This is a genomic window from Klenkia sp. PcliD-1-E (genome assembly GCF_024124375.1).
GTDB lineage: Bacteria > Actinomycetota > Actinomycetes > Mycobacteriales > Geodermatophilaceae > Klenkia.
Map to the genome: position 1 here is coordinate 62,709 of NZ_JAMXRZ010000006.1, position 10,122 is coordinate 72,830.

Below are 10,122 nucleotides of genomic sequence, written 5' to 3' on the forward strand. Positions count from 1 at the left end.
GCTGACGGCGTGGAGTTCTCGGAGGTGCTGCGGCGGCGGCGGATGGTGCGCGACTACGACCCCGACCGTCCGGTGCCGCCCGAGGTCCGGGAGCGACTGCTGGCCCACGCGCTGCGCGCGCCCAGCGCCGGGTTCAGCCAGGGCTGGGCCTTCCTGGTCCTGGAGACCCCCGAGGAGCGCGACGCGTTCTGGACCGCCACCACCGACGGCCCGACCACCGACGGCGGAGCCCTCGACGGCTGGCTGACCCGGATGCGCCGCGCGCCGCTGCTGGTCGTGCCGTTCAGCCACAAGGCGGCCTACCTCGACCGCTACGCCGAGCCCGACAAGGGCTGGACCGACCGGGACGAGGCGCGGTGGCCGGTGCCCTACTGGGACGTCGACACGGGCATGGCGTCGCTGCTCGTGCTGCTCACCGCCGTCGACGAGGGCCTGGGTGCGTGCTTCTTCGGCGTCCCGCCAGCGCGGGTGCCCGCCCTGCGGCAGGCCTTCGGCGTCCCCGACGGCTACCGCCCCGTCGGCTGCGTGTCCGTCGGCTACCCCGGCACCGACGACCGGCGCTCCCCGTCGCTGAAGCGGGGCCGGCGCGGGGTGGAGGAGGTCGTGCACCGCGGCCGCTGGGGCGCCACCGGCGCACACTGAACGCCGTGCGGGGGCTGCAGCGGGCGGGACGACGGTCCAACCTCGCCCTGCTCGGCCTGCTGCTGGTCGCCGGCGGCACCGGCGTGCTCGGGTTCGCCGTCGGCACCCCGGTGGCCGGCCGGGTGGTCGCGGTCGCGCACGGCGCCGCCGGGCTGGGCCTGCTGCTGCTCGTGCCCTGGAAGACCGTCGTCGTCCGGCGGGCGCGGGCCAGGCCGCCGCAGCTGCGGGCCCCGGCCGCGGCCTACTGGCTGACCGGGCTGGTCGCGGTCTGCGTGGTCAGCGGCGTGCTGCACGCCGCCGGCGCCGCCGGCATCTGGGCCACCTCCGGGACGCTGATCGCCGCGCTGCAGGTGCACGTGGGCGCGGCCGTCGTGCTGGTGGTCGCCCTGGTTGCGCACATCTGGGGCCGGCACCAGCGACCGCGGAAGGTCGACCTGTCCCGCCGCACCCTGCTGGGTACCGGCGCGCTCGCCGGCGGGTCGCTGGCGCTGTGGGCGGTGACCGAGGGCGTCTGGCGGGTCACCGGCGCACCCGGCGCACGCCGCAGCGGCACCGGCTCCTACGAGCGCGGCACCGACGACCCCGCCGCCATGCCGGTCACCCAGTGGGCGTCGGACACCGTCCCCGACGCCGTCGGCTCGTCGATCACGCTCAGCGGCGGCGGGCGGGAGGTCGTCGTCCCCCTGGCCGACCTCGACCGCGGCGACGAGGTGCGGGCCCGGCTGGACTGCACCGGCGGTTGGTACGCCGACCAGGACTGGCGCGGCACCACGCTGGCCCGGCTGGTCGCCGACCACCTGGGCGAGGTCGCGGGCGCGCAGTGCCTCCTGGTCACATCGGTGACCGGGTTCTCCCGGCGGATCCCGCTGCGCGACGCCGAGGGCACGCTGCTGGCCACCCACGCCGCGGGACAGCCCCTGTCGCCCGGTCACGGTGCCCCGGTGCGCCTGGTCGCCCCGGGCCGGCGCGGCGTGTGGTGGGTGAAGTGGGTGGACCGGGTCGAGGTCCTGGACTCACCCTGGTGGCTCCAGCCGCCCTTCCCCCTGCAGTGAGCCTCAGCCCAGGGTGCGCAGCCAGTTGGTGAGCAGCGCGGCCCCGGCGTCGCCGGACTTCTCCGGGTGGAACTGGGTGGCCTTCAGCGCCCCGTTCTCCACCGCGGCGACGAACCGGTCGCCGTGCTCGGCCCAGGTCACCGCAGGCGGCTTCAGCGGGCCGGTCCCGTCCCGGCCGAGCGGGAAGTCGCGCACGCCGTAGGAGTGCACGAAGTAGAACCGCTGGTCCTCGATGCCGGCGAACAGCTCGGTGCCCTCGGCGGCCTCGACGGTGTTCCAGCCCATGTGCGGCAGCACCGGGGCGTGCAGCTGCTCGACCACCCCGGGCCACTCGGCGCAGCCCTCGGCGCCGTAGCCGTGCTCGATGCCGCGGTCGAAGAGCACCTGCATGCCGACGCAGATGCCGAGCACCGGCCGCCCACCGGCCAGCCGCTTGCCGATGATCCGCGGCCCGTCGACGGCGCGCAGGCCGTCCATGCAGGCGGCGAAGGCACCCACGCCCGGGACGACGAGGCCGTCGGCCTCCAGCGCCGCGTGCGGGTCGACCGTCACCTCGACGTCGGCTCCCACCCGGGCGACCGCACGCTCGACCGAGCGCAGGTTGCCCGACCCGTAGTCCAGGACGACGACCTTCTTCACCGGCGCCACGCTACCCAGCGCCCGCCACCGCGGTGATCACCCCGGGTTGGCTGCTGCCCCGACGCCGGCCGAGGCAGCGACCGACCCGGTCTCGCCCGTCGACGCCCTCCCACGAGCAACCCTCCCCTCACGTGAGGGTAGGGTTCCTCCTCGGCCCCGCAGCGCGGCGGAGCGGCCCTCCCCTCCCCCACCTGCGGAACGGAACGATGACGTCTGCCCTGCGCGCGCCCGGCTGGACCACGGCCCTGCGCGACCCCCGCACCCTGCGCACCGAGGTCCTCGCCGGCCTCGTCGTCGCCCTCGCCCTCATCCCCGAGGCCATCAGCTTCTCCATCATCGCCGGGGTCGACCCCCGCGTCGGGCTGTTCGCCAGCTTCACCATGGCGGTGACGATCGCCGTCGTCGGCGGCCGGCCCGCGATGATCTCGGCGGCGACCGGCGCGATCGCGCTGGTCATCGCGCCCCTGGTCGCCGAGCACGGGCTGCCGTACCTGATCGCCGCGGTCCTGCTCGGCGGGGTGCTGCAGATCGCCCTCGGCCTGCTCGGGGTCGCCCGGCTGATGCGGTTCGTGCCGCGCAGCGTGATGGTCGGGTTCGTCAACGCGCTGGCCATCCTGATCTTCGCCGCCCAGGTGCCGCAGCTGGTCGACGTCCCGTGGCTGGTCTACCCGATGGCGGCGGTGGGCCTGGCGATCATCTTCGGCCTGCCCCGGCTGACCACCGCCGTCCCCGCACCGCTGGTCGCGATCATCGTGCTGACCGTGACCGCGGTGGCCGCCGGCATCGACGTGCCCACCGTCGGCGACCAGGGCGCGCTGCCCGACAGCCTGCCGTCGCTGCTGTGGCCCGGTGTCCCGCTGACCGTCGAGACGCTGCGCATCGTGCTGCCCTACGCCGTGGGGCTGGCGGCGGTGGGCCTGCTGGAGTCGTTGATGACCGCGACCCTGGTCGACGACCTGACCGGCACGCGGTCCTCCAAGCGCCGGGAGTCGGTGGGCCAGGGCATCGCCAACGTGGTCACCGGCGCCTTCGGCGGCATGGGCGGCTGCGCGATGATCGGCCAGACCATGATCAACGTGCGCTCGGGGGCGCGGACCCGGCTGTCGACGTTCCTGGCCGGGGTGTTCCTGCTCGTGCTGGTGGTCGCCCTCGGCGACGTCGTCGCGGTCATCCCGATGGCGGCGCTGGTCGCGGTGATGGTGTTCGTGTCGATCGCCACCTTCGACTGGCACTCGCTGCGCACCCTCCGCCGGATGCCGCGCAGCGAGAGCGCGGTGATGCTGGTGACCGTCGCGGTCGTCGTGGCCACCGACAACCTGGCCATCGGGGTCGGCGTCGGCGTGCTCACCGCCTGCGTGCTCTTCGCCCGCCGGGTCGCGCACCTGGTCTCCGTCGTCCCCGGCCCGGTCGAGGACGGCGTACGCACCTACCGGGTCAGCGGCGCGCTCTTCTTCGCCTCGAGCAACGACCTGGTCAGCCGGTTCGACTACGCCGGGGACCCCGGCCGGGTGGTCGTCGACCTCTCGGACGCCCAGGTCTGGGACGCCTCGTCGGTGGCCGCGCTGGACGCCGTGGAGCACCGGTACGCCACCCGCGGGACGGCGGTGGAGCTGGTCGGCCTCACCGGCGCCGCCGGGCACTGGCACCGCCGGATGGCCGGCACGCTGGGCGCCGGCCACTGACCCGGGACACTGAGCCGCATGGGCGCGCACGGGATGCTGCAGATCGGCGAGGTCGCCGACCGGATCGGGCTGAGCCTGCGGACCATCCGGTACTACGAGGAGGTCGGGCTGGCCGTCCCCTCGGCGCGCAGCGAGGGCGGGTTCCGGCTCTACACCGAGGACGACGTCGAGCGGCTGCAGGTGATCATGCAGATGAAGCCGCTGGGGTTCTCGCTGGAGGAGATGCGCGAGCTGCTCACCGCGCTGGCCGACGGCGGCCCGGCCGAGCGGCTGGCGCACTACCGCGCCGCGGCCGCCGAGCGGGTCGACGCGCTGCGGGCGCAGCTGGCCACCGCGGAGGCCTTCGCCGGGCGGCTCAGAGCCTGAGGACGCCGGAGGCGATGGCCAGGGCGGCGGCGAGCACCAGCAGGCCGGCGAAGACCCACTGACCCGTCGTCCGGCCCTTCTCGGGGTGGTCGGCGCGGAAGATCGAGAACGCCCCGCCGAGCAGGAACAAGCCGATGGCGATGAGCCCGGAGGCGAACCCCACCGGTTACAGCGCGCCCTTGGTGGAGGGCACGTCGGTGACCCGGGGGTCCAGCGCGACGGCGGTGCGCAGCGCCCGGGCCAGCGCCTTGAACTGGCCCTCGACGATGTGGTGGGCGTCGCGGCCGGCGTAGAGCACCCGCACGTGCAGCGAGATGCGGGCGTTGAACGCGAAGCTCTCCAGCACGTGCTTGGTCAGCGAGGTCGGGTATTCCGGGCCGATCATCGGCGTCATGGTCTCGGGCTCGGCGTGCACGAAGTACGGCCGGCCGGACAGGTCGACGGCGGCCTGGACCAGCACCTCGTCCATGGGGATGGTGGCGTCGCCGTAGCGGGTGATGCCCTTCTTGTCCCCGAGCGCCTCGGCGAAGGCCTGGCCCAGCGCGATGGCGACGTCCTCGACGGTGTGGTGGGCGTCGATGTGCAGGTCGCCGTCGGCCTGCACGCGCAGGTCGATGCCGCTGTGCTTGGACAGCGCGGTGAGCATGTGGTCGTAGAAGCCGACCCCGGTGGATATCGAGCTGGTGCCGGTGCCGTCGAGGTCGACCTCGACGACCAGCTTCGTCTCGTTGGTGGTGCGCTCGACGCGGGCGGTGCGGCTCATGCCGGTGATTGTCCCAGGTGGGCCAGCACCCCACCCAGGGCGGTGAGGAAGGCGTCGGTCTCCTCCGCGGTGCCCGCGGTCACCCGCAGCCAGCCGGGCAGGCCGACGTCGCGGACCAGCACGCCGCGGTCCAGCAGTGCCTGCCACACGGCCGGGGCGTCGTCGAACCCGCCGAAGAGCACGAAGTTGGCGTCGCTGGGCACGCTGGTCAGCCCGAGGCCGGGCAGCGCGGCGACGATCCGGTCCCGCTCGTGCTTGACGGCGTCGACGGTGGCCAGCAGGGCATCGGTGTGCGCCAGCGCGGTCCGCGCGGCGGCCTGGGTGAGGCTGGAGAGGTGGTAGGGCAACCGGACCAGCTGCAGGGCGTCGACGACGGCGGGGTCGGCGGCCAGGTAGCCGAGCCGGAGCCCGGCCATGCCGAACGCCTTGCTCATCGTGCGGCTGACCACCAGCCGCGGCCGGCCCGCGAGCAGGGTCAACGCGGACGGCGTGCCCTCGCGGGCGAACTCGGCGTAGGCCTCGTCCACCACGACGACGCCGTCGGAGGCGTCGTGCAGCGCGGTGACCGTCTCCAGCGCCACCGCCGTCCCGGTGGGGTTGTTCGGGCTGGTCACGAAGACGACGTCGGGCCGGACGTCGCGGACCTGGGCGACCGCGGCGTCGGTGTCGATGGTGAAGTCCGCCCGCCGGTGGCCGTCGACGAAGGTGCCGCCGGTGGCCGCGGTGATGATCGGGTGCATGGAGTAGGACGGCGTGAAGCCCAGCGCGGTCCGACCGGCCCCGACGAAGGCCTGCGACAGCTGCTGCAGCACCTCGTTGGAACCGTTGGCCGCCCACACCTGCGCCGCGGTCACCGGGGTGCCCGAGCGGGAGAGGTAGGCGGCCAGGTCCGCGCGCAGCGCGGTGGCGTCGCGGTCGGGGTACCGGTTGAGGTCCAGCGCGGCCTCGCCCAGCGCGGCGCCCAGGTCGGCGAGCAGCTCGTCGGGCAGCGGGTGCGGGTTCTCGTTGGTGTTCAGCCGGTGCCGGGCGGGCACCTGCGGGGCCCCGTAGGGCGAGCGGCCCCGCAGCTCGGGGCGCAGCGGCAGGTCCGACAGCGAGGTCATCGCCGGCGGACGGCGACGGCGGCGGCGTGCGCCGGCAGGTCCTCCGCGTGGGCCAGCACGTCGACGTGCCGGGCGACGCCGGCCAGCGCCTGCTCGTCGTAGTCGACCAGGTGGATGCCGCGCAGGAAGGTCTGCACGCTCAGGCCGCTGGAGTGCCGGGCGCAGCCACCGGTGGGCAGCACGTGGTTGGACCCGGCGGCGTAGTCACCCAGGCTGACCGGCGACCAGGCACCGACGAACACCGCGCCGGCGTTGCGCACCCGCAGCGCGACCTCGCGGGCGTCCCGGGTCTGGATCTCCAGGTGCTCGGCGGCGTAGGCGTCGACGACGGCGAGGCCGGCGTCGAGGTCGTCGACCAGCACGATGCCCGACTGCGACCCGCCCAGCGCGGTGGTGATCCGCTCGCTGTGCTTGGTGGCCGCGACCTGCTCGGGCACCACCGCGGTGACCGCGTCGGCGAGGGCCTCGCTGGTGGTGACCAGCACCGCGCCGGCCAGCGGGTCGTGCTCGGCCTGGCTGATCAGGTCGGCGGCGACGTGCACCGGGTCGGCGGTGTCGTCGGCGAGGACGGCGACCTCGGTGGGGCCGGCCTCGCTGTCGATGCCGATCAGGCCGCGCAGCAGCCGCTTGGCCGCGGTGACGTAGACGTTGCCCGGGCCGGTGACGAGGTCGACCGGCTCGCAGGACCCGGCGCCGTAGCCGAAGACGGCGATGGCCTGCGCGCCGCCGACGGCGTAGACCTCGGTGACGCCGAGCAGCGCGCACGCGGCCAGCACGCCGCGGTCGGGCAGGCCGCCGTTGTCGCGCTGCGGCGGGGTGGCCACGGCGATCGACTGCACGCCGGCGATCTGCGCGGGGACGACGTTCATCACCACGCTGGACAGCAGCGGGGCGAGCCCCCCGGGCACGTAGAGGCCCACCCGGCGGACCGGGACCCAGCGCTCGGTGACCGTGCCGCCGGGGACGACCTCGGTGGTGACGTCGGTGCGCCGCTGGTCGGCGTGCACCTTCCGCACCCGCGACACCGCCTCCTCCAGCGCCTCCCGCAGCGCGGGGTCGATCGAGGCCAGCGCGTCGTCGAGGGCGGACTGCGGGACGGCGAAGTCCTCGGCGTCCACCCCGTCGAACCGCGCGGTGATCTCGCGGACCGCCTCGGCGCCGCGCTCGCGCACGTCCTCGCAGATCGGCCGGACGGTGGCCAGCACGCTGTCGATGTCGGTGCCGGCCCTCGGCAGCAGGCCCGTGAGCTCGCGCACCCCCGGCAGCCGGGATCCACGCAGGTCGATGCGGGCGAGCACGAGGTACCTCCAGAGGGCGACGGCGGACGGCCCCAGGGTAGTTGCGCGGCGCTGGGCCGCTGCCCGCCGTCCCCCGTAGGGTTCGGGACGTGGGCGAGCTGATCCCGTTGTTCCCCCTGGGGAGCCCCCTGTTCCCCGGCGTCGTGCTGCCCCTGCAGATCTTCGAGCCCCGCTACCGGCGGCTCGTCGCCGACCTGGTCGCCCGCCCCGAGGGCAGCGGGCCCCGCTCCTTCGGCGTGGTCGCCATCCGCCAGGGCTGGGAGGTCGAGCGGGTCGCCCCCGCAGAGGCGCTGTTCGACGTCGGCTGCACCGCCGTGCTGCGCGCGGTCACCCCGCAGGCCGACGGCGGGTACCGGCTGGTCACCGTGGGCGCCGACCGCTTCCGGTTGCTGGACGTCGTCGTCGCCGACGACCCGCCCTACCTGCAGGCCGAGGTGGAGTGGCTCGGCGAGGAGGAGGCGGCCGAGGAGGCCGCCGGGGACGCCGAGGGCCTGGTCTCCGAGCCCGGCACCCTCGCCCCCGCCGACGACGACGTCGCCGCCTCGGTGGCGAAGGGGTCGCTGGACGTGCTGGTCAGCGGTGTCTCGGGCCTGTTCGCCCGCTACGTGACCGAGGTGGCCGCGCTGCGCAGCGGAGGCGGGCCGCTGGAGGTCGACGACGAGGAGGAGGCCGAGCTGCTGGCCGACCTCGGCCTGGACGGCTCCGACGGCTCGGACAGGGACGACGACGGGCCCGCCACCGCGGACGGCGCGGCCGCGGCGCTGCTGCGCCAGGTGGGCGACGACGCGCGCGGCCTGTCCTACCTGGTGGCCTCGGCCGCGCTGCTGACCACCGACGACCGGCAGGCGCTGCTCGCCGAGTCCGCCACCCGCCGTCGGCTGGCCGCCGAGTCCCGGCTGCTGCGCCGGGAGCTCACCCTGCTGCGCGAGCTCGGCGCCGTCCCGGTGCCGATCCAGCAGTTCGCCGGGCCCATGACGCCCAACTAGGCGAAGGACCCGGCCAGCATGCCGGAACGGGTTTCTCGTCAGTTGATGCAGCTGGTGTCGGCGGCGGTGCGCTCGGGGTTGACGTAGGACCCGGGCACGACCGGCTCGGTGGTCGGCGCGGCGGCGGTGACCGGCTGGCCCACCCCGGTGAAGTCGGTGCCCAGCACGAGCTCGACGGTGCCCGCGGTGAGGGAGTCGTCGACGGCCACCGCGGCACCGGGCACCTGGGCGGCCAGGGTCGCCGCGGCGGCCTCGTCCCCGGTGCGGTGGGTGATGGTCGTGGTGGCGGTGGCCGCGGCGTTGCCACCGCTGCTGGCCACGAACCCGGCGGAGGTCAGCTCCCCGGCCGCGCCGGCCGCGGCACCGGAGACCCCGGAGCCGTTGAGCACCGACACGGTCACCTGGGCGGGGGCGACCGTCGCCGGGGCCTGCGCCGGGGCGGCGTCGGCGGCGGGCTCGGGGTCGGCGGTCAGGTCGGCGAAGAAGTCGGTGAGCACCTGGGCGGGTGGCAGCTTGAGCACCGAGACCCCGTCGACGCTGGCGTCGGTCAGGCCCGGGATGGTCTGGAAGGTGATGTTGCCCGGCTGCACGCCCTGCATCTGGGCGGCGAGGGTGAAGATGTCCAGGCCGCGGTCGAGGGTGACCGAGCTGCCGACCTGCTCGACGACCTGGCGCTGCTTGTTCGGGTTGAGCATCAGGTCGCTGGAGAGCAGGTTGCGCAGCATCCCGGCGATGAAGACCTGCTGGCGGGCGACCCGGTCGAAGTCCGAGGCCCGCTCCCCGACGCCGTGCCGCTGCCGGACGAACAGCAGCGCCTGGCTGCCGGTCAGGGTCTGCGGGCCGGCGTCGAAGTGCGCACCGGTGACCGAGTCGTCGCTGGCCTGGCACAGGTCGACGTCGACGCCGCCGACGATCGAGGTCAGGTTGATGAAGCCGAGCAGGTTGATCTCGGCGTAGTGGTCGATCTGCAGGCCCGACAGGTTGCTGATGGTCTGGATCAGCAGGCGCGCGCCGCCGGCGCGCTTGTCGTCGTCGCTGCCGTCGACGTCGTCGTAGCCGGCGGCGTAGGCCGAGTTGAGCTTGCCCTGGCCGTGCCCGGGGATCTGCACGTACATGTCGCGGGGGAAGGACACGAACGACGCCGCGGAGCCGTCGCCGGGGATGTGCACCAGCATCATCGTGTCGGTGTTGTGCAGGTCGTCGGGGTCGCCGGTGGCGTACTCGTCGACCTGCTGCTGGGTCAGCCCGGCCCGGGAGTCCACGCCCACCAGGAGCATGTTCATCTCCTGGCCGGCGTGGCCGTCGCCGTTGATGTCGGTGTTCCCGGTCGTGGGGATGGCGTCGGTGCGGTTGACGCTGGCCTCGGCGACGCGGACCAGGTACCAGCCCCAGCCGCTGCCGGCGACCAGCAGGACGCTGAGCACACCGGCCATCGCCCGGACGGCGACCGCGACCCGGTGGCCGCCGCCGGTCCGGGCCGTGCGGACGGCGCCGGCGGGCCGGCCCAGGCGCGGGTCCAGGCGGGCGGGGAGCTGCGGCGTGCGCTCGTCGGTCACGACCGGTCCCCCGGCGGGTCAGCCGACGGGACGAG

At 74.9% G+C, this 10,122-nt stretch carries 11 protein-coding genes; 5 read left to right on the forward strand and 6 right to left on the reverse strand.

Annotated elements, in window-relative coordinates; genetic code table 11:
- Positions 1 to 9: 9 nt before the first annotated feature.
- Positions 10 to 642 carry a nitroreductase family protein gene (locus tag NH342_RS02850; protein ID WP_253011042.1) on the forward strand — a complete coding sequence of 211 codons (633 nt, stop codon included), beginning with the start codon at positions 10 to 12 and terminating at the stop codon, positions 640 to 642.
- A 5-nt stretch (positions 643 to 647) separates the two neighbouring features.
- Positions 648 to 1,694 carry a molybdopterin-dependent oxidoreductase gene (locus NH342_RS02855; protein ID WP_253011044.1) on the forward strand — a complete coding sequence of 349 codons (1,047 nt, stop codon included), beginning with the start codon at positions 648 to 650 and terminating at the stop codon, positions 1,692 to 1,694.
- A gap of 3 nt (positions 1,695 to 1,697) precedes the next feature.
- Here the strand turns inward: NH342_RS02855 and hisH are convergent, their stop codons facing one another.
- A complete protein-coding gene (gene hisH, locus NH342_RS02860; protein WP_253011046.1) occupies positions 1,698 to 2,333 on the reverse strand; it encodes an imidazole glycerol phosphate synthase subunit HisH in 636 nt (211 codons plus the stop codon).
- A gap of 206 nt (positions 2,334 to 2,539) precedes the next feature.
- On the opposite strand from hisH, the gene NH342_RS02865 reads away from it, so the two are divergent.
- Both NH342_RS02865 and NH342_RS02870 read left to right on the forward strand, forming a co-directional pair.
- Positions 2,540 to 4,015, forward strand: coding sequence for a SulP family inorganic anion transporter (locus tag NH342_RS02865; RefSeq protein WP_253011048.1), 1,476 nt, complete (start codon positions 2,540 to 2,542; stop codon positions 4,013 to 4,015).
- A gap of 18 nt (positions 4,016 to 4,033) precedes the next feature.
- On the forward strand, positions 4,034 to 4,381 hold the full coding sequence (locus tag NH342_RS02870) for a MerR family transcriptional regulator (protein ID WP_253011050.1): 348 nt from the start codon (positions 4,034 to 4,036) through the stop codon (positions 4,379 to 4,381).
- Here the strand turns inward: NH342_RS02870 and NH342_RS02875 are convergent.
- Genes NH342_RS02875 through hisD form a run of 4 tightly spaced genes read right to left on the reverse strand, consistent with a single transcriptional unit; the run spans position 4,371 to position 7,545 of the window.
- Positions 4,371 to 4,544 (reverse strand): hypothetical protein, encoded by a 174-nt coding sequence (locus tag NH342_RS02875; RefSeq protein WP_253011052.1) that lies wholly within the window; start codon positions 4,542 to 4,544, stop codon positions 4,371 to 4,373. The genes NH342_RS02870 and NH342_RS02875 overlap by 11 nt on opposite strands.
- A gap of 3 nt (positions 4,545 to 4,547) precedes the next feature.
- Positions 4,548 to 5,144: an imidazoleglycerol-phosphate dehydratase HisB gene (gene hisB, locus NH342_RS02880; protein WP_253011054.1), complete on the reverse strand. Its 597-nt coding sequence runs from the start codon at positions 5,142 to 5,144 to the stop codon at positions 4,548 to 4,550.
- Positions 5,141 to 6,247 (reverse strand): histidinol-phosphate transaminase, encoded by a 1,107-nt coding sequence (locus tag NH342_RS02885; protein WP_253011056.1) that lies wholly within the window; start codon positions 6,245 to 6,247, stop codon positions 5,141 to 5,143. Before NH342_RS02885 ends, hisB begins: the two co-directional genes overlap by 4 nt.
- The gene (hisD, locus tag NH342_RS02890; protein WP_253011058.1) at positions 6,244 to 7,545 is read right to left on the reverse strand and encodes a histidinol dehydrogenase; all 1,302 of its coding nucleotides are present in this window, start codon (positions 7,543 to 7,545) and stop codon (positions 6,244 to 6,246) included. Before hisD ends, NH342_RS02885 begins: the two co-directional genes overlap by 4 nt.
- An 89-nt stretch (positions 7,546 to 7,634) precedes the next feature.
- Here hisD and NH342_RS02895 point away from each other — a divergent pair, with 89 nt between their 5' ends.
- Positions 7,635 to 8,531, forward strand: a complete 897-nt coding sequence (locus tag NH342_RS02895) for an LON peptidase substrate-binding domain-containing protein (RefSeq protein ID WP_253011060.1) — start codon at positions 7,635 to 7,637, stop codon at positions 8,529 to 8,531.
- Between the two features lie 38 nt (positions 8,532 to 8,569).
- On the opposite strand, the gene NH342_RS02900 is transcribed toward NH342_RS02895, so the two are convergent.
- Positions 8,570 to 10,087: an LCP family protein gene (locus NH342_RS02900; protein WP_253011062.1), complete on the reverse strand. Its 1,518-nt coding sequence runs from the start codon at positions 10,085 to 10,087 to the stop codon at positions 8,570 to 8,572.
- Positions 10,088 to 10,122 lie beyond the last annotated feature (35 nt).

Bases quoted from the DNA above. Each gene is read 5' to 3' on its own strand.
- NH342_RS02865 (WP_253011048.1), top strand. From the start codon at position 2,540: ATGACGTCTGCCCTGCGCGCGCCCGGCTGGACCACGGCCCTGCGCGAC.
- hisB (WP_253011054.1), bottom strand. From the start codon at position 5,144: ATGAGCCGCACCGCCCGCGTCGAGCGCACCACCAACGAGACGAAGCTG.
- NH342_RS02885 (WP_253011056.1), bottom strand. From the start codon at position 6,247: ATGACCTCGCTGTCGGACCTGCCGCTGCGCCCCGAGCTGCGGGGCCGC.
- NH342_RS02870 (WP_253011050.1), top strand. From the start codon at position 4,034: ATGGGCGCGCACGGGATGCTGCAGATCGGCGAGGTCGCCGACCGGATC.